This window comes from Kribbella deserti (assembly GCF_042434725.1).
In the GTDB taxonomy this organism is placed as follows: Bacteria; Actinomycetota; Actinomycetes; order Propionibacteriales; family Kribbellaceae; genus Kribbella; species Kribbella deserti.
Window position 1 is genome coordinate 141,705 of record NZ_JBHLTC010000039.1, and the last position, 18,089, is coordinate 159,793.

The following is an 18,089-nucleotide window of genomic DNA, read 5'->3' on the forward strand; positions in this document are numbered from 1 at the left end:
GTGTTCGTTGGCGGTAACTTATGTTCGAGTTGATCAAGGAAAGCGCATACCTGCTTAACCGGTCAAGGGTTGATCCAGCCCGGCCGGGCGAGACCGGCCTGAGAGGATGGGCGGCATGCCGACTCCCCCTGCCGCCGTACTCTTCGACGCGGACGGCGTGCTGCAGCGCGCCACCATCGACTGGCGAGGCACGCTGGCCACGTTTGTCCGGCCGGACCAGAACGCCGACGACTTCATCCTCGAACTGATGGCCTCGGAACTGCCCTCGATCATGGGCAAGGGCGATTTCGCCGACGCGATCGCCGAGGTGCTCGCGCGCTGGGAGAGCCCGTCGCCGGTCGAGGAAGTGCTGGAGCTGTGGCGGCGCTTCGAGTCCGTACCGGAGGTGATCGAGATCATCCAGGAACTGCGCGCGGGCGGTGTCGGCTGCCACCTCGCGACCAACCAGCAGTCGTTCCGGCGCAAGATCATGCACGAGGAACGGCGCTACGGCGACTGGTTCGACCAGACCTTCTACTCGTGCGATCTAGGCGTCTCCAAGCCCGATCCGGAGTACTTCCGCCGCATCCTGGACGCGATCAGCCAGCCCGCCGACGCCGTCGTTTTCATCGACGACAACTTCGACAACGTGGCGGGCGCGGCATCGATCGGCATCCACGCGGAGCACTTCGACCTCGAACTCGGAGTTCCGGTGCTACGTGATCTGCTGCGCGGGTACGGGCTGCCCGTCAAGTGACGTCGGCTCGTCCTGGGCCTCGGTTCCGGGCTCTTGCGGCTCAGGCGCGGGTTCCGGCTTGGGTTTTGGCGGTGGGCTAACCCGGTTCAGTACGGTGACGATGTCGTGGCGGTGGTGCTGGATCTCGTGCGCGGTGTGGCGGATGACCCAGTCGAGCGTGCGCGGCATCCGCACCGGGTAGTTGTAGAGCCCGCGGATCTGCTGCTGCTCGGGCGTGAGCGCCTTCGCCGCCGTACCGAACTCCTGCGCGAAGCGGATGATCGCGACCGCCACCTGGTTCGGGTCCTGCGCCTCGTACTTCTCCTGGCTGACCCGGCCCTTGCGATCCATCGGCGCGAACACCGGCCGGTACTCGACCAGCGCCTGGGCGATCCGCTGCCGCTGGACCTCCAGTACGTCGCGGACGTGGCACGCGTACTCGATGGCGGACCAGACCTCCGGCTCCGGCCGCAACCGCACGAACTCCGGCCCAGGGTCGGCCGCGGCCTGGGTGAGCTTCATACCCGCCTCAGCGGCCTGACGCACCAGCGTCGTCACGACCGGGTGCAACTGCCCCGCGTCGTAGTCGAACCCGCACTCGGCACAGACACCCTCGACCGGCGGCTGCCGTTTCACAAACTCCTCCATCGCCACGCGTGATCCACGGGACCGATCCCGGCCCCGAGCGGGAACCCGGCATGCACCGCCCCGCTGATGTACTGCTTCGCGCTCGCCACCGCCTCGGGCACGCTCTGCCCCTGCGCGACGTACGACGCGATCGAACTCGCCAAGGTACAACCCGTGCCGTGCGTATGCCGGTTATCGGCGCGCGGCGCACTGAACTCGCTTCGCTCCTGACCGGGCTGGTTGCCGTGCAGCACGTCCACCGAGGTGTCTCCCGCGTCGTGCCCACCCTTGACCAGCACCCAGCCGGCCCCGGCCGCCAGCAGCCGCTTCGCCGCCAGTTCCCGGTCATCCAGGCCGTGGATCTCCATCCCCGCCACGGGCCCCAGCTCGGTCAGGTTGGGCGTCAGCACGGTGGCCAGCGGCACGATCTCCTCGCGCAGGGCCTCCATCGCATCCGCGGCCAGCAACGCGTCGCCGTGTTTGGAAACCGAGACCGGGTCCACGATCACCGGCACGCCGTCCGGCAGCGTGCGCAGCAGTTCGGCGACGACCCGGACCATCTCGGCCGAGGCGAGCATGCCGGTTTTGACCGCGTCAACGCCGATGTCGTCCACCACACTGCGGAACTGCGCCCGCACCTGCTCGGCCGGCAACTCCCAGGCGCCCTGAACGCCGACGCTGTTCTGCGCGGTGATGGCGGTCAGCACGCTCATACCGTGCACTCCGGTGGCCAGCATCGCCTTGAGATCGGCCTGAATGCCGGCGCCGCCGCCCGAGTCGGATCCGGCGACGGTCAGCACTCGACGTGGGGTCATCGTTCAGCTCCTGAAATGTGCGTGTCCGGTGGCCCCCGCGTACGGCTCGCCGTCCACTGTCACGGTACCGGGCGGCCGGTCGTCATTGCCCTCGGCAACCGACCCGATCACGGTCCAGCCGGGCGGTACGTCCGCCGGTTCGAAGGTGGCCACCAGCGCGTTGTCGTCTCCGCCGGTCAACACGAAGGAAAGCGCGTCCAACCCGGTCGCGGCGGCAACCGCCTCCAGCGGTTCGGGAATCGCCAGCGCGCCGGACCGTACGTCGATCACGACCTGACTGGCCGTCGCGATATGCCCCAGGTCCGACAACAACCCGTCGCTCACGTCGCACATCGCCGAGGCGCCCGCGATCGCCGCGATCGGTCCCTGCTCGTACGGCGGCAGTGGCCGGCGATGCGCTTCCACCACGGCCCGGGGCGACCGGAACCCCCTGGTCAGTACGGCGTACCCGGCCTCGGCCCACCCCAGCCGTCCGGCCACGGCCACCTCGTCGCCTGGGCGCGCCCCGGAACGCAGTACGGGCTCACGACCCTCCAGCGAGCCGAACGCCGTCACGGACACCACGATCTTCTCGGACTGGACCATGTCGCCGCCCACGATGCTCACGCCAAGCGGCTCGCCCTCGTCCTGGAGGCCTCGCGCCAGCTCATGCACCCACTCGCTGGCCAATGCGGCGGGCACGCCCAGGCCGACCACCAGCGAGGTGGGCCGCGCGCCCATCGCGGCCAAATCCGACAGATTCTGCGCGGCGGCCTTGCGACCTACGTCATATGCCGACGACCAGTCCTGCCGGAAATGGCGTCCCTCGATCAGCAGGTCGGTGGTGATCACCATCCGGCCATCCGGCACGGCCACCACGGCGGCGTCGTCCCCCGGTCCGACCAGCACGTCGGCCCCTTGGCGATAGCCCTTGGTGACGGCCTCGATCAGCCCGAATTCACCGATGCCGCCCACGGTCTCGTTCACGTCCAGCCCTCCGATCGCCAGCCAGGCACTCTAGTCCGCCGGGCCGGGGTAGCTTCCGGCGACCGGGTCCACGAGGTAGCGTGATCGCGCAACGAAGAGTACGCCCCGCATGTCTGCAGTACCGTCGAACGCAGTTGGACGGTGCACCGGACGATGCCGGGGCCCCGCTGAGGACGACTGAGTGGAGAACGACGTGGTGGTCCAGGCCTACATCCTGATCCAGACCGAGGTCGGCAAGGCGGCCGACGTGGCGCAGCAGATCGCCGAGGTACAGGGCGTCACCCTGGCCGAGGACGTCACGGGTCCGTACGACGTGATCGTGCGAGCCGAAGCCCGTAACGTCGACGAACTCGGCAAGCTGGTGGTGGCCCGGGTCCAGAACGTTCCCGGTATCACCCGCACGCTGACGTGCCCGGTGGTGCACATCTGAAAGCGCATCCACGGCGTCTTGTCCCGGCCCTGGGCCTCTCGCTGCTGCTCCTCGGAGCGGCCGCGTGCAGCCCGGGGCCGGTCGGCATTGCCGTACCGACGCCAGCGCCCGAGGTCGCGAGTGCCTGCGCGAGCCTGATCAACGCCCTGCCCGAACGCATTACCGAGGGCGAACGTCGCGAGACCGACCCCGTCAGCCCGCTCACCCGCGCCTACGGCGATCCCCCGATCGAGCTCACCTGCGGCGTGGCCCCACCCGCCGGCATGGCCGAAGCCGCGTCCCAGTGCTTCGAGGTCAACGGCGTCGGCTGGTACGCCCAAGAGGCCGAAAACGGTGTCATCTTCACCACAATCGGCCGCAAGCTCTACCTCGAGATGGCCGTACCCAACGCCTACTCCCCCGAAGCCAACGTCCTCACCGACGTAGCCCCCGCCATAAAGTCCCAAAACCCCGTAATCACCCCCTGCACCTGACCCCGTCACGCTCACACCCCTGGCGCGCCCCTGCACTCCGCCGGGGGCGCCTTCCGTGTTCGGGTCCGCCCTTCGCCCCCGCCCTTTTGCCCCCAGCCTCTGCCCGCCCGTAACGTGCCCGCGCCCGAACTCCACCTCACCTCGTCCTCGCCTCCCTGGCCTGGTTTCGACCCTCCAGCACGAGCCACGGCCGCTAGGCCAGCCCGAACCGCACCACCTTCACTTCTCACATTCCCTCTCACCCCGCTCCTTTTGGCCCTTCTGGCCGCTCTCAGCTCTCATGACGGTGCCGTGGACGTCTCCTGTGAAGTCGACAGTTCAGCGACCGTCGATTGGTCGGGCCTGGCAGGCGATCCTGGGCTCCGACGAGTACGTAACGGTCGACTCCCCGACGACCCGCGCTTCGCCGGCCGAACCCGTCGCGCTGCGCCGCCCACGTCGTCCCGCTTGAGCTCTCGCGCTGAGCTGCCACGCCGCTCACTCGCCCGTGTTGCCCACGTCGCAACCGCAGGCAGGCCTGGACCCACAGGATCCGCCGTGCCCGGCGTGGTCTTCGCAACCCACTCGTCGGCCGAGCGCGTCCCGGTGTGATCCACAACGAACCGAGCGCCCTCCGGGCTCGTCCACTCGTACCCACCCTCGGGCAGCACGGCACAACTCCAACCGCCATGCGTCTTAAGCCGATGGTGATACCGGCACCCCGGCGCGAGGTTGTCCGTACTCGTCTGACCCGGCGGACCATCCGCCCGATAAGGCACCACGTGATCAAGGTCCATCGACTTGGTAGCCCGCCTCGTACACCACGGAAAGACACACCAAAGCTCCCGCAACAACACCCGCTCGCGGATCCGGCTCGGGATCTCATAGGCGTCCACACTCACCCGATCCCGCAGGTCGATCACCGGCTTCACAACGATCTGGTCGTACCCCACCACTTCGCGGAACTGCGCCGCCAGCACCGGCCCAATCCCTTCCACCCGCAGCACCCCATCACCTCTCGGCGAACCTCCGTCGGCCCTGCCACCGGCGATGTCCGTGTCGCCATCGGTGTCGCCGTGCCGCTCACTGGCGAGGAGGCCGGCCAAAGTGACGTCCGTCAGATGTACGAACACCTCAACCCGCGCGGCAGTTCGTCCCTTCGCGGCCTCGCTAAGCCGGGCACGCTCCTTGATCTCGGCCAGCCGCCCTGCCAACGCCACCCGTCGAAAGGCCTCACCATCCCCCGCGCCGGCCCAGTCAGCACCGTGCTCCCAGTCAGCCCGGTCATCGCCAGCCCCCTCAGCCCTGTCATCCCGCCGAACCCCGTTATCGCCGTCATCGCCGCCATCCACCGAATGCCGTGGCACCTCATTTGTACGCGACCCGTCCCGCAAATCCGCCGCGCCATAGGATCCGCCACTCGACGATCCATAAGCCCCAGACTCGGCAGGCATGCCTCCGCTTAGCGCGACCACCTCACTCGATGACGCGTACTCCCACGCAGCCTGGCCAACCGGCGGTCTGTCTGTCGGCCGCTCACCCCCCTCGAACGGATCCTCTGGCGGAGGCGGGCCGTCGGCCTCCAGTCCTTCGAACGACGGTGGCTCCTCAAGGCGGCGCTGGTCCCGCTCCGGCACGAAACCTTGATCCCACTCGGCAACAGGATCAAGGCGCCCGACAGCACCAGGAAAAGCCGGATCATCGGCCCGATTCGGCTCGGCTGCAGGAGCGGCGTCTCGAGCCGGTTCCGTTACAAGGTGGAGGTGCCCAGAGGTAGCGGCAGATGCCGGACCTTCAGCCTGGTCCACCATAGCTGCGGCATCGTGGACCTGACTTTCTGCCACACGATCGCGGTGATCCTTGGCGGCTGCAGAGGCGGGATCTTCGGCGCCCGAAGCCGTGCGGGTACGACGGGTGTGGGTTTTGGCGAGGAGGCGGGCGGCGTCAAGTAGTTCCATGGCGGCTGCGGGATCGGCCAACCAGCCGATGACCTTCGCCCGGCGCCGACCGAGTGCATCCGTGTCGCCGAGCACCTTCAAGGCATCCGCGAGTGCGGAGATCGTCGCCTCCAACCGGATGACGTCGCCGGTGGCCGCCCGCACGAAGATCGTGTTGGTACCCATTGAGTCCGAGCGGCCGATCCAAACCCCACGGGCACGCGCCAGTTCCTCGGCTTGAGCTCGGGCCCGTTCGGGATCGGCTTGCCACATCGCGGCGTCGACGATCTTCTTCAGCCGGTCTGGACCGACCCGATCAATGATCTTCTCGACCGCGGCATCCACCAATGCGACCGCCTCCAGCGGGAGGGCGGCGCTGGCCCGCGCGATGCGGCAGGCGCGCCAAGCACGCGCCTCACCGGCGAGCACTCTTGCCCACACCTTGGGCAGCCGGTGCCGAAGGCCGAGCGCATCACTGAGGATCCCCGCGGCCGCCGATGACGAGACCTTCAAGGTGGTGCCCAGCTCCGCCGCCGCGAATTCGGCGACTGCCGGACATCCCTCGCCGCCATACACTTTCAGCTGCTCAATGCCTTCGGGCATCAGACCCTCGGCAGGTCGACCGCTCCCGAGACTGTCGGTTGCAGACCCGCCGCCCTCAAAACTTCCGCCTTCAGCCCTGCCCGCTTCAGAGCCGCCGCCTTCAGAGCCGTCTCCTGCGGAGCTTCTGGCTGCGCGGCGCGGCTCCGGATGCCGGTCAGCGAACGCGAGCACTCCCTCGAGGATTCGCACATCTGAGCGTTCGTTGACCGCAGCGAAACCACCCAGCGCGGATAGCACCCCCGCCGGGCTCAGCACATCGAGATCCACATCGAGATCCGTATCGAACATGTGATCGATTCTATCGAACACTGCCGCGAATCCCAACTCGCATTCCTTTATCCACAAGGCATTTTCTACTTCCGCAGAGCAGCCCAATAAGCCGTACATTCTCTGCGCCGACCCAGTCAGCAGGCTTCCCAAAGTGCCTGACCGGGGTTACGGCGGTGGCTGCCGTGAGCCACCGACGTCTGGGCCCCGGACCACCGACCCGGGGCCCAGACGCACCCACCGTTCGACGACCCGGTCGGGACGAACGGCACGAACGCCGACGACTACACAGCCAGCGCACGATTCATCGAAGGAGGGATGAGAGCATGCCGACACAACTGAGGAACACTGTCAGCAAGCTGACCGCCAGAGGATCAGCGGAGACCCGTCGGCCGCGTGAGCGCCAGGGTGATCAGGCGATCCACCAGCTCGGTGTAGTCGATGCCGCTCGCCGCCCAGACCCGCGGGAACATGGACTGCGGGGTGAAGCCGGGCATCGTGTTGATCTCGTTGATGATCACGCGATTGGTGGCGTCGAGAAAGAAGTCGACTCTGGCCAGGCCCTCACACTCGATCGCCTCGAACGCGGTCAGGGCCTGGGCCCGGATCTCGTCGGCGATCGCGGCCGGCAGCTCGGCCGGCACGCTCAGGGTGGTGAACTCTTCGCCCTCCGGGAGGTACTTGGTCTCGAAGTCGTAGAAGTCGTGCCCACCTCCCTCGACAACGATCTCGGCGCAGACACTCACGTCCGCCCGCTCGCCATCAACGCGCCCCAGGATGCCGACCTCGATCTCGCGCGGACGCGTGACAGATGCTTCAACGATCACCTTGGGATCGTGCCGTTGCGCCTCAGCGATGGCTACGTCCAGTTCCTCAGGGCTATCGGCCTTGCTCACGCCCAGGCTGGAACCACCTCGGGCCGGTTTCACGAAGAGTGGGTAGCCAAGCTTGCCGGCGGCCTCTCGACAGGCGTCCGGGTCGGTCTGCCAGTCGCGTGCGCGAATCACGACGTATGGCACGACCTCCAGGCCCGCCGCTTCGAAGATGATCTTCATGTAGTGCTTGTCCATGCCGACAGCGCTGGCCAGTACGCCCGCGCCGACATAGCGCATATCCGCCATCTCGAACATGCCCTGGATCGTGCCGTCCTCGCCCCACGGTCCGTGCAGAAGCGGGAACACGACATCCACCTCGCCGAGGGTTTGCGGTACCTGCCCGGCCTCGCTCACCACCAGTTCGCGGTTGCTGCCGAAAAGGACCGGCGCGGCTGCCACGTCGACCGACGGGAGGCGGCCATCGGTGATCGCGAGGCGGGCGGGGTCCGCACTTTCGAGGACCCACTGGCCTTCGGTGCTGATGCCGATCGGCACCACGTCGTACTTGTCGCGATCGATTACCTGCAGCACGTTGGCCGCGGTGATGCACGAGATAGCGTGCTCGCTCGCTCGACCTCCGAACACGATGGCGACGCGCGGTTTACGGTTTCCTTCTGTGCTCTGACTCACCAAGCCGACCCTAGCGGCCGGTCAGCCCGACACCCCCTTCACCTTCCGCCGGAGCGTCGAGGCGGTGAGCCAGTCCGCCTTCGACGCTCCCGCGGTAACGGTGACCGGAGCCGATCCCGTCAATCGCGAAGCTGGATCGCCTGGGATGGGCAGAGCATGGCGGCCTCGCGGATGGCGTCGTATTGGCCGGCGTCAGGTTCGTTCAGCACAAAGGCGACGCCGTCGAGGTCGCGCTGGTCGAAGACCTCGGGCGCGGTCATGACGCATTGGCCGGCGCCAACGCATACGTCCTGGTCGATGGTCAGGTCCACGCGATCCTCCTTGGAACGTTCGGGTAGGGCGTCAGCTCGGGTCGTCCCAGGTGACCGGCAATGCGGTCACGCCGTAGACGAGGGTGTTGTGTTTGAACTGGAGTTCCTCGAATGGAACGGCCAGCCGGAGCGTCGGGATCCGCTGGAACAGGCGAACGAACACCTCCTGCAGCTCCACCCGTGCGAGTTGTTGCCCAATGCATTGATGTGGCCCGAACCCGAACGCCATGTGACTGGAGGCCTTCCTGGTCAGATCGACGTGATCGGGGTCTGGATACACCGCCTTGTCCCGGTTCGCGGCCGACAGGGCGGCGATCAGATAGTCACCGGCTTTCAGTTGTTCCGCGCCGAGGGCCATGTCCGTGGGGACTTCGCGGAAGACTCCGAACTGCACGACCGACAGGTATCGCAGCAGTTCCTCGGTGGCCGGCGCGGCGAGCTCCGGGTTCTCCTGAAGGGCCTTGAGCTGTTCGGGATTCCGGAGCAGCACCAAGGTGCTGAGGGCGATCATGTTGGCCGTCGTTTCGTGACCGGCGATCAGGAGCGTGACGCCGATCGAGACCAACTCCTCCATGGTCAGCGGGCGCTCGGTATCGCTGGAACGCTCGATCAGACGAGACAGCAGGTCATCTGCGGGCTGCTGGAGTTTCGCCATCACCAGGCCGGCCATGTACTCGTTGATCTCGCTGGCGACGGCGTCGGCTTCAGCCTGCGGGACATCTACGGCGACCAGGCGCGCGCTCTGCCGCTGGAACGTGTCCCGGTCGGCGTAGGGCACACCGAGGAGTTCGCAGATCACCAACGACGGGATTGGCAGGGCGAAATCCCGGACCAGGTCGACCGGCCGGGGGCTGGCCAGCATCGCATCGAGGTGCAGGTCGATGATCTCTTGAATCCGTGGCCGGAGCGCCTGGATCCGTTTGACGGTGAACTCACTGGTGAGCAGGCGACGCAACCGAGTGTGCTCGGCGCCGTCCAGGTTGAGGATCGAGCCCGATTCTGCCGGGCGGTCGAGGTCTGCGCCTGCGACGACGTGCATCGAGGGAGCCAGCCGGGAGCTCAAGCGCCGATCTCGCAGCGCGGTACGGACGTCGTCGTAGCGGCTGACCAGCCACGCATCCACCCCGGCAGGCGTCGCGACCTTCGTCAGCGGAGCCTCGTCCCGCAATTGCGAATAGGCCGTCGCTGGGTCGAATGGGCAACCCGAGGGCCTCCCGAGCGGGAAGTCCGGTACGGGGGCAGCTTCGTGGCGCCCACCGGCGGAGGTGTTCGGCGGCGGAGTGGAGGTGGGTGTTTCGGTCATCGGCAGAACCCCTCGTTCGATCGGACCGGAGTGACGAGCCTCGGACGAATCAGGCAGGCACTAGAAAATGGTAGTGACTTCCATATGATTGATGCTGCCAGACGGCATGTCGTCCTACAACCTCCATCTCCACCTCGATATCCGACGTCGGTCGCGATGTCCGACCTCGGTCTCGGCCTCGGGTGAACGCGGCGAATGGGCAGAGGGGCGGTGTTAGCCTGCGGGCAGGGTCAGGTGGAGGAGGTCTGGATGGGGCTGCGGGAGCTTAAGCGGGAGCGCACGCGTCGCCTTATCTCGGACAAGGCCTTTGAGTTGTTCGGGGATCACGGGTTCGGGCGGACGACTGTCGAGCAGATTGCGGCGGCGGCTGAGGTTGGGCCGAGCACGCTGTACCGGTACTACCCGACGAAGGAACGGCTGGTTCTGGAGTTCGTTGAGCTCTGCTTGTTCACGGCGCTTGACGAGATGCGGGCGAGCGGGCCGGAAGTGCCGCTGGAGAAGGCCCTCGGGCAACTCGTCAGCCGGGCGCTGAGTGATCTGGAGGCGGAGCCTGCGAAGACACGAGCCATCTACGCATTGGCCGAGGCGCATTCGTCGTTGAGCGCCCACCTGGCCGATCTTGTGTGGCGCTGGCGGGATGAGCTCGCTGCGGAGATCGCCAGGCGTATGGACGACAGCAGTCCGCTGGTTTCCGCGCTTACCGCCGCGGTGACGATCGACCTGATCGAGATGGTGGTGCAGACCTGGGTCGATCAGCCGGGTCCGACGCCCACGCTCACGGAGTTGGCGACGCAGGGGCTTTCCCTGCTGGCCAACGGGGAACTACCTCTTCCCTGCCGCATCGGCTTGGATCCAGCCTCCGCGCACAACGCCACAAACGCCTAGGCCGCAGCGGTTCCGAAGGCGGCCTGGGAGAGGATGCGGGTATGTCTGACGAACTGGATCCGGCCAGCCTGATCGTGCACGCGGGACGTCCGCTGGTGGAGGCGGATGCGCCGCTCAATGAACCGGTGGTGTTCTCGTCCACGTACGTGGCGGGCGGTCCTGCTGGTTATGGGCGGTTCGGGAATTCCACCTGGTCCGCGTTTGAGGGTGTGCTGGGGGAACTCGAAGGTGGGCATGCGCTTGTGCTGGCCTCGGGCATGGCGGCCTGCGCGATCGTGTTCGACCTGGTTCCCGTGGGAGGCAAGGTCGTGGCGCCCGTGCACGCGTACAACGGGGTGACGGGGCTGCTGGATCGCCAGGCTTCGGAAGGGCGGATCACCCTGCAGCGGGTGGATATCGCCGACACGGATGCGGTGATCGCCGCGCTGCCGGGGGCCGCGTTGTTGTGGGCCGAGTCGCCGACCAACCCGGCGATGGAGGTTGCGGACCTACCGGCGATTTGTGCGGCCGCGAAGGCGCAGGACGTTCTTGTTGCCGTGGACAACACGTTCGCCACGCCCCTGCTGCAGAAGCCGCTCGACCTCGGAGCGGACATCGTCGTGCACTCGGTGACGAAGTTTTTGGCGGGGCATTCGGACGTGCTGCTGGGGGCGGTTGTCGCGAAGGACCAGGAGACGTACGACGCGTTGGCGTTGCGCCGGAAGACGCAGGGTGCCATCGCCGGCCCGATGGAGGTTTGGCTCGCGCTACGCGGCATGCGGACTCTCGCGCTCAGGATGGACAAGGCCCAGGAGAACGCGCAGTACCTGGTTGAGCGGTTGAAGGCGCATCCGAAGGTGTCGCGCGTGCGGTATCCGGGTCTTCCGGACGACCCGGGCCATGAGCGGGCGGCCAAGCAGATGCGGGGATTCGGCGCCATCATCGCGATCGAAGTGGCCGGCGGCGCGGAGGAGGCTCAGCGGGTTACGGAGTCAACCGAGCTGTGGATTCACGCGACCAGCCTCGGCGGCGTCGAGTCCATGCTGGAACGACGCCGCCGCTGGCCGACCGAGCCGGACACGATTCCCGACAACCTGATTCGGCTGTCCGTGGGCATCGAGCACTCCGAGGACCTCTGGCAGGACCTCCAGCGGGCCCTCGGCTGACCTCCGGCAGCGCCCGCGACCGCCGCCGAAGGCCCGCCGGAGGCCGACGAACTACTTGTCCGTGCTGAAGGCGGCGTCGAAGGAGGCTTCGGGTTGGTCGAAGGCTAGGGCGCGTACGACGTTGACGGCTTCGGCGGCGCCGGTTTTGCGGTCCATGCCGGCGTCTTCCCACTCGATCGAGATGGGGCCGTCGTAGCCGATCGAGTTCAGTACGCGGAAGCAGTCCTCCCAGTGCACGTCGCCATGGCCGGTGGACACGAAGTCCCAGCCGCGGCGGGGGTCGCCCCAGGGCAGGTGCGAGCCCATCCGGCCGTTGCGGCCGCCGCCCATGCGCTTGCGGGTGTCCTTGCAGTCCACGTGGTAGATCCGGTCCTTGAAGTCCCAGAGGAACCCGACCGGGTCGATGTCCTGCCAGACCATGTGGCTCGGGTCCCAGTTGAGCCCGAAGGCCTCACGGTGGCCGATGGCCTCCAGGGTCGCGACGGTGGTCCAGTAGTCGTAGGCAATCTCGCCCGGGTGTACCTCGTGGGCGAACCGCACGCCGACCTCGTCGAACACGTCGAGGATCGGGTTCCACCGGTCGGCGAAGTCCTTGTAGCCGGCCTCGATCCGCGCGGCCGGGACCGGCGGGAACATCGCGACGTACTGCCAGATCGACGAGCCGGTGAAGCCGATCACGGTCTTCACGCCGAGCTTGGCCGCGGCCCGGGCGGTGTCGGCGAGTTCGGCCGCCGCGCGCTGGCGGACGCCTTCGGGATCACCGTCGCCCCAGACGCGCGAAGGCAGAATCGCCTCGTGCCGGAAGTCGATCGGGTCGTCGCAGACGGCTTGGCCGACGAGGTGGTTCGAGATGGCCCAGACCTGCAGGCCGTGCCGTTCGAGGATCTCCTTGCGGCCGGCGATGTAGGTGTCGTCGGAAAGCGCCTGCGCGACGTCGAAGTGGTCGCCGGAGCAGGCGATCTCGACACCGTCGTAGCCCCATTCGGAGGCCAGCCGGCAGACCTCCTCGAACGGCAGGTCGGCCCACTGACCGGTGAACAGGGTGATCGGGCGTGGCATCAGCTGACTCCTAGCGCACTTGAGAGGTAACGGTGGTCCAGTCGCCGTCGGCCGCGGCGGACCGCAGTACGGCGTCCACGACCTCCGCCGAGCGGAGGCCGTCGGCGAAAACGGGAAGGCCGTCAGGCGTAGAGCCGGACGAAACGGCCGCGTAGGTGTCCGCGACGAAGAAGTTGAAGGCATCCTGATAGCCCTGGGCATGTCCGGCCGGAAGCCGGTTGACCCGCAGAGCGTCCGGGCTCAAGGTGCCCGGGTCACGGACCAACACGCTGCTCGCACCCCGTCGCCCCTGCCAGAGCCGGTCCGGATCCTCCTGGTCGAACCCGAAGCTCGACTCGGTCCCGGAGACCTCCAGGTACAACCGGTTCTTGCGCCCGGCCGCGACCTGGCTGATCACGATCGTGCCGAGTACGCCGGTCGCCGTACGGAACTGGGCCGTCGCGAGATCCTCGGTGCGTACGGCGGCGCCGCCACGTGACTCCAGCAGGGTGCGGGTCAACGCGCTCACGGCGACCAGGCGATCCCCGGTGACGAACTCGGCCAGATCGCACCAGTGCGAGCCGATGTCGGCAAAGGCCCGTGAAGGCCCTCCGGTCTCGTCGTCGACGCGCCAGTTGTCGTCGTCCGCGCCGGCCAGCCAGTCCTGCAGGTAGCTCCCGTGGACCGTGCTGATCGTTCCGGCCTCGCCCGCCGCGATGCGGGCGCGAAGCTCGCGCACCATCGGGTGATACCGGTAGACGAAGGGCACGGTCGCCACCCGGCCCGCAGCGGCCGAGGCCAGGTCCGACGCGTCGGAGACGGACGTGGCGAGTGGCTTCTCGCAGATGACGTGCTTGCCGGCCTTGAGCACTTGGAGTGACACCGGCAGGTGCGAGTTGTTCGGAGTGCAGACGTGGATCAGATCGACGTCAGCCGCTAGGAGGTCGTCCAGGCTGGCATAGCCCTTCAAAGCGCCTGTGGCGGCCGCTGCGGCGTCTGCGCGGTCCGGGGAGGACCCGACGGCCCCGACCACCTCTGCGCCCGCGACGCGCGCCGCATGGGCATGCACCTGCCCCATGAATCCGCCGCCGACAATGCCGATCCGCAAAGCGTTGGTCATGACCTGGACGCTAGGCGGGACTTTTGTTCGCTGTCAAGCAGAAGTCTGCCTGGTGAAGCACTAAAGTGCCGGTATGACCACCAGCCCGCTGCTGGCCCCGGGTACGGGACCGCTGCTGCGACTGCTGCTCGACGGCGAGCCCAGGACGAGGGCCGAGCTGATCGAGTTGTCCGGCCTGGCCCGCTCCACCGTGGCCGGCCGGATCGACGCGCTGCTGGCGAACGGCCTCGTGGTTCAGTCCGGCGAAGCGTCCTCGACGGGTGGACGACCGCCGGCCAGGTTCGCGTTCAACCCCGGCGCAAGGGTGATCCTGGCCATCGACGTCGGCGCCAGCCACGTCACCGTGGCGGTCACCGATCTGGCCGGGACGATCCTCGACAGCGTCACCACCAGACAGCGCATCGACCAAGGTCCGGAGGGCATCCTCGGCCGGGCCGTGCGGGAAGCCCGCAAGCTACTCAAAGGCCGTCCACCCCTGGCTGGAACCGGCATAGGCCTTCCCGGCCCGGTAGAACACGAGACCGGCCGGCCGAACCATCCGCCGATCATGCCCGGCTGGGACGCGTACGACGTGGTAGGACGCCTGGAGAAGGATCTTGGCCAACCAGTGCTCGTGGACAACGACGTGAACCTGATGGCCCTCGGCGAACACACCAGCCGGTACGCCGACGTCGACCACCTGCTGTTCGTCAAGGTTGCCACTGGCATCGGTGCCGGGGTGATCAGCGGCGGCAGGCTGCAACGAGGTGCACAAGGCGCGGCGGGCGACCTCGGCCACGTGCAAACCCCGGGCGGTCCTCAGGTCGTCTGCCGCTGCGGCAACACCGGCTGTCTGGAAGCGGTCGCCAGCGCGGCAGCCATCGCGACCGACCTAAGTCAGCACGGCCTCGCCGTCGCCACGAGCCAGGACATCGTCGACCAGGTCCGCGCGGGCAACCCGATAGCCACCCGCGCGGTCAGACAGGCCGGCCGCGAGATCGGCACCGTGCTGGCGACCTGCGTCAGCCTGCTCAACCCCGAAGTGATCGTGATCGGCGGTTCGCTGGCCCAGGCCGGAGAGAGCCTGCTGGCCGGCGTCCGCGAGAACATCTACGCGAGGTCGTTGCCACTGGCCACAACCACCCTGCGGGTCACCACCGCGGAAACGAGCGACGCCGCCCTGAAAGGCGCCGCCGCCCTAGTCCTCCAGCGACTCCTGGCCTGACCCCCGAAACAAACCCGCAGAGCGAGAGATCAGCCCCAGCGCTCAGACTTCGCCGATCGCGACACCAGGCTGAACAGCATGTCCTTCGGCGTCATCTCCCCCGCCACCACCCGGGTCACGTGTTCCGCGATCGGCATCTCCACGTCGTGGGCATGCGCCAGTTCCGTGATCGACGAGCAGGACTTGACCCCCTCGGCCACCTGCCGCGTGCCCCCGGCGATCTCGGCCACCGTCATGCCCTGACCGAGCTTCTCGCCGAACGTCCGGTTCCGCGACAACGGCGATGAGCAAGTCGCAACCAAGTCCCCCAGCCCAGCCAGACCCGAGAACGTGTGCTCATCGGCACCCAACGCACGACCGAGCCGCGCCGTCTCGACCAATCCACGCGTGATCACCGAGGCCCGCGCGTTGTCACCGAATCCAAGCCCCACGGCCATCCCCACCGCGAGCGCGATCACGTTCTTCGTCGCACCGCCCAGCTCGCAACCGACCACATCGGTGTTCGTGTAAGGCCGGAACGTCGGCGAGTGGCAAAGCTTCTGCAACCGGGACGCCGTACCTTCGTCCGCGCAGGCCACCACACTGGCTGCAGGCTGGCCCTCGGCGATCTCGCGCGCGAGGTTCGGCCCGGAGACCACGGCGATCCGCTCGGGACCAGCGCCGGTGAGTTCCGCGATCACCTCGCTCATCCGCTTGGTGGTACCGACCTCGACGCCCTTCATCAAACTGACCAGCGGTACGGCGGTCGGCAGCACGCCCGCCCAGTCGCGCAGGTTGTCCCGCAACGACTGGCTCGGCACCGCCAGCACGATCGCGTCGGCGCCTTCGGCCGCGGCGGCCGGATCGTGCGTGGCCGTGATCGCGTCGGGCAGGCGGATCCCGGGCAGGTACTCGGTGTTCTCGTGCCGGGTGTTGATCGTCTCGCAGAGCGCTTCTCGCCGGCCCCACACCGACACCTGGTTACCGGCCTGGGCCAGCACGGTCGCGAACGCCGTACCCCAGGAACCGGCACCGAACACGGCCACCTTGGTCATACCTGCTCCTCACCTTCCTCACGAGCCTTGCGCGGGTCGTACAGCCGCGGCGGCGGGTTCTCGCCGCGCAGCTCCCCCAGTTCGGCCGCGACCCGGTCCATGATCACGGTTGTTGCCTTTTGCAACAGCTCGGCGGTGATCGGCTGGCCGTGGAACGCGCTCAGGTCGACCGGTTTGCCCGCCGTGATCCGCATGGTCTTGCGCGGCAGCAACCGGACGGCGTGCGAACCATAACTGGCGAACACCTCCTGCGGCCCCCAGTTCGCGATCGGAATCACCGGGCAGCCGGTCATCAGCGCGATCCGGGCGGCGCCGGTCTTGCCCGTCATCGGCCACAACTCCCGGTCGCGGGTGATCGTGCCCTCGGGATAGATCCCCACACACTCGCCCTGTTCGACCGCGGCGACGGCCGCCCGGAAGGCGTCAGCGGCCTCGGCGGTGTCGCGGTAGACGGGGATCTGGCCGGCGCTGGTGATGATCCGCCCGGCGATCGGCAGCTTGAACAGCGAGGCCTTGCCCAGCAGGCGCGGGATTCGCCGGCACTCGTAGATGAAGAAGCCGACCGCGAACGGGTCGAAGTGCGAGATGTGGTTCGTCACGAAAATCATGCCACCCGAACGCGGAACGTTCTCCATACCGCGCCAGTCGCGCTTGGTGAACAGCAGCATGAAGGGCTTGACCAGTACGACCACCAGGCCGAACCAGAACCCCGTGCGCGGTCTGCGCTCCACTGCTGCCTCCTGGCGGTCGTGCGAACCCTCGGTCATGGGAGAATCCTGCCTGATGGCAGACGTACAGGTCGCTTCCTGGACCCTCGTGCTCCCGGTGAAGCGTTTGACGATCGCGAAGAGCCGACTTGCTGACGCCTACCCTCAGCACCGTCCCGAGTTCGCTCTGGCCTTCGCCATCGACACTACTGCCGCGGCCCTGGCCACACCGATGGTGTCCGGCGTGGTGGTGGTGACGGACGATCCGACCGTCGCGCTCGCCGTAACCGCCCTGGGCGCCAAGGTAGAGCCCGATGTGCCCGATGCCGGTCTCAACGAAGCCCTGGCGCACGGAGCCGCTGTGGCCGCTAGAGCAGGCACTGGCGTCGCGGCCCTGTCTGCCGATCTCCCAGCCCTTAGGCCATCCGAACTTACTTCTGCCCTCGCAGCCTGTGGAACCGGCCGTAGCTTCGTGATCGACCTACCCGGCACAGGTACGACGTTGCTCGCGGCAGGCCCGGGCGTCGAGCTGGATCCCCGCTTCGGGGTTGGATCCGCTCTGGCGCACCAGGCCTCGGGCGCCGTACCTGTTGAACATGCGGGAATCGTCTCGGTCCGGCGGGATGTGGACACCGCGGCGGACCTCGCGCACGCCGTGCAGCTTGGGGTCGGGCCGCAGACGGCCGAGGTGATGTCGTTGGTCCTCGGAGGCGTCATCGGCTCCGAAGGCCTGGCATGCTGAGCTCATGCAAGCCACTGTGAGCCGGTACGACGCGGAGACGGGCGCGGGCGCCGTACTGACCGACAACGGGATCGAGCTGCCCTTCGGGCCCGAAAGCCTCGCAACCACGCCGGTTCGGCTGTTGCGCATCGGCCAGCGCGTGCGTCTGGAGACCACAGGAACCGGCGCCGGCCTCGCCATCACTTCCGTCCGCTTCATCACCCTGCCGTAACCGCAGTCGCCTGAAACGACCGTAGAAACGGCGAAAGCCGGTCGCCCCCGGATTGGGGAGACCGGCTTTCGC

The 18,089-nt window shown here is 67.6% G+C and carries 19 protein-coding genes; 8 read left to right on the top strand and 11 right to left on the bottom strand.

The features are described from left to right. Positions 1-115: 115 nt before the first annotated feature. A complete protein-coding gene (locus tag ACFFGN_RS30580; protein ID WP_380054765.1) occupies positions 116-736 on the top strand; it encodes an HAD family hydrolase in 621 nt (206 codons plus the stop codon). On the opposite strand, the gene ACFFGN_RS30585 is transcribed toward ACFFGN_RS30580, so the two are convergent. The 3 genes from ACFFGN_RS30585 to ACFFGN_RS30595 are packed head-to-tail and all read right to left on the bottom strand — an operon-like array spanning position 695 to position 3,129. Beyond that, on the bottom strand, positions 695-1,351 hold the full coding sequence (locus ACFFGN_RS30585) for a DinB family protein (RefSeq protein ID WP_380054768.1): 657 nt from the start codon (positions 1,349-1,351) through the stop codon (positions 695-697). The two genes, ACFFGN_RS30580 and ACFFGN_RS30585, sit on opposite strands and share 42 nt — an antisense overlap. After that, positions 1,348-2,157, bottom strand: coding sequence for a bifunctional hydroxymethylpyrimidine kinase/phosphomethylpyrimidine kinase (gene thiD / locus ACFFGN_RS30590; RefSeq protein WP_380054772.1), 810 nt, complete (start codon positions 2,155-2,157; stop codon positions 1,348-1,350). The genes ACFFGN_RS30585 and thiD overlap by 4 nt, the downstream gene beginning before the upstream one ends. Before the next feature lie 3 nt (positions 2,158-2,160). Further along, positions 2,161-3,129: a thiamine-phosphate kinase gene (locus ACFFGN_RS30595; protein WP_446685229.1), complete on the bottom strand. Its 969-nt coding sequence runs from the start codon at positions 3,127-3,129 to the stop codon at positions 2,161-2,163. A gap of 187 nt (positions 3,130-3,316) precedes the next feature. Here ACFFGN_RS30595 and ACFFGN_RS30600 point away from each other — a divergent pair, with 187 nt between their 5' ends. After that, the gene (locus ACFFGN_RS30600; protein ID WP_433023411.1) at positions 3,317-3,553 is read left to right on the top strand and encodes an Lrp/AsnC family transcriptional regulator; all 237 of its coding nucleotides are present in this window, start codon (positions 3,317-3,319) and stop codon (positions 3,551-3,553) included. Next, a complete protein-coding gene (locus tag ACFFGN_RS30605) occupies positions 3,532-4,026 on the top strand; it encodes a DUF3515 domain-containing protein (protein ID WP_380054778.1) in 495 nt (164 codons plus the stop codon). The genes ACFFGN_RS30600 and ACFFGN_RS30605 overlap by 22 nt, the downstream gene beginning before the upstream one ends. Before the next feature lie 278 nt (positions 4,027-4,304). On the opposite strand, the gene ACFFGN_RS30610 is transcribed toward ACFFGN_RS30605, so the two are convergent. The 4 genes from ACFFGN_RS30610 to ACFFGN_RS30625 form a co-directional block, all read right to left on the bottom strand. Then, positions 4,305-6,833, bottom strand: coding sequence for an HNH endonuclease signature motif containing protein (locus ACFFGN_RS30610; RefSeq protein ID WP_380054782.1), 2,529 nt, complete (start codon positions 6,831-6,833; stop codon positions 4,305-4,307). A gap of 353 nt (positions 6,834-7,186) precedes the next feature. Then, the gene (locus ACFFGN_RS30615; RefSeq protein ID WP_380054784.1) at positions 7,187-8,317 is read right to left on the bottom strand and encodes a D-alanine--D-alanine ligase family protein; all 1,131 of its coding nucleotides are present in this window, start codon (positions 8,315-8,317) and stop codon (positions 7,187-7,189) included. Positions 8,318-8,436: 119 nt separating this feature from the next. Then, positions 8,437-8,628: a ferredoxin gene (locus tag ACFFGN_RS30620; RefSeq protein ID WP_380054787.1), complete on the bottom strand. Its 192-nt coding sequence runs from the start codon at positions 8,626-8,628 to the stop codon at positions 8,437-8,439. A gap of 31 nt (positions 8,629-8,659) precedes the next feature. Beyond that, entirely contained in the window at positions 8,660-9,931 is a 1,272-nt protein-coding gene (locus tag ACFFGN_RS30625; protein WP_380054789.1) for a cytochrome P450, read from the bottom strand. A gap of 249 nt (positions 9,932-10,180) precedes the next feature. Here ACFFGN_RS30625 and ACFFGN_RS30630 point away from each other — a divergent pair, with 249 nt between their 5' ends. Beyond that, a complete protein-coding gene (locus ACFFGN_RS30630) occupies positions 10,181-10,816 on the top strand; it encodes a TetR/AcrR family transcriptional regulator (RefSeq protein ID WP_380054792.1) in 636 nt (211 codons plus the stop codon). A gap of 41 nt (positions 10,817-10,857) precedes the next feature. After that, positions 10,858-11,961, top strand: a complete 1,104-nt coding sequence (locus ACFFGN_RS30635) for a trans-sulfuration enzyme family protein (protein ID WP_380054795.1) — start codon at positions 10,858-10,860, stop codon at positions 11,959-11,961. 51 nt (positions 11,962-12,012) lie between these two features. On the opposite strand, the gene ACFFGN_RS30640 is transcribed toward ACFFGN_RS30635, so the two are convergent. Both ACFFGN_RS30640 and ACFFGN_RS30645 read right to left on the bottom strand, forming a co-directional pair. Beyond that, positions 12,013-13,020: a sugar phosphate isomerase/epimerase family protein gene (locus ACFFGN_RS30640; RefSeq protein ID WP_380054797.1), complete on the bottom strand. Its 1,008-nt coding sequence runs from the start codon at positions 13,018-13,020 to the stop codon at positions 12,013-12,015. A gap of 10 nt (positions 13,021-13,030) precedes the next feature. Further along, positions 13,031-14,119, bottom strand: coding sequence for a Gfo/Idh/MocA family protein (locus ACFFGN_RS30645; RefSeq protein ID WP_380054800.1), 1,089 nt, complete (start codon positions 14,117-14,119; stop codon positions 13,031-13,033). Positions 14,120-14,192: 73 nt separating this feature from the next. Between ACFFGN_RS30645 and ACFFGN_RS30650 the strand changes: the two genes are divergently transcribed. Further along, the gene (locus ACFFGN_RS30650; RefSeq protein ID WP_380054803.1) at positions 14,193-15,323 is read left to right on the top strand and encodes an ROK family transcriptional regulator; all 1,131 of its coding nucleotides are present in this window, start codon (positions 14,193-14,195) and stop codon (positions 15,321-15,323) included. Positions 15,324-15,352: 29 nt separating this feature from the next. On the opposite strand, the gene ACFFGN_RS30655 is transcribed toward ACFFGN_RS30650, so the two are convergent. Both ACFFGN_RS30655 and ACFFGN_RS30660 read right to left on the bottom strand, forming a co-directional pair. After that, positions 15,353-16,357, bottom strand: coding sequence for an NAD(P)H-dependent glycerol-3-phosphate dehydrogenase (locus tag ACFFGN_RS30655; protein ID WP_380054806.1), 1,005 nt, complete (start codon positions 16,355-16,357; stop codon positions 15,353-15,355). Then, positions 16,354-17,124 (bottom strand): lysophospholipid acyltransferase family protein, encoded by a 771-nt coding sequence (locus ACFFGN_RS30660; RefSeq protein WP_380054808.1) that lies wholly within the window; start codon positions 17,122-17,124, stop codon positions 16,354-16,356. Before ACFFGN_RS30660 ends, ACFFGN_RS30655 begins: the two co-directional genes overlap by 4 nt. Before the next feature lie 16 nt (positions 17,125-17,140). Between ACFFGN_RS30660 and cofC the strand changes: the two genes are divergently transcribed. Continuing rightward, positions 17,141-17,806, top strand: a complete 666-nt coding sequence (gene cofC / locus ACFFGN_RS30665; RefSeq protein WP_380054811.1) for a 2-phospho-L-lactate guanylyltransferase — start codon at positions 17,141-17,143, stop codon at positions 17,804-17,806. Between the two features lie 4 nt (positions 17,807-17,810). Further along, entirely contained in the window at positions 17,811-18,017 is a 207-nt protein-coding gene (locus ACFFGN_RS30670; RefSeq protein WP_380054814.1) for a hypothetical protein, read from the top strand. The last annotated feature ends 72 nt before the right edge of the window (positions 18,018-18,089 follow it).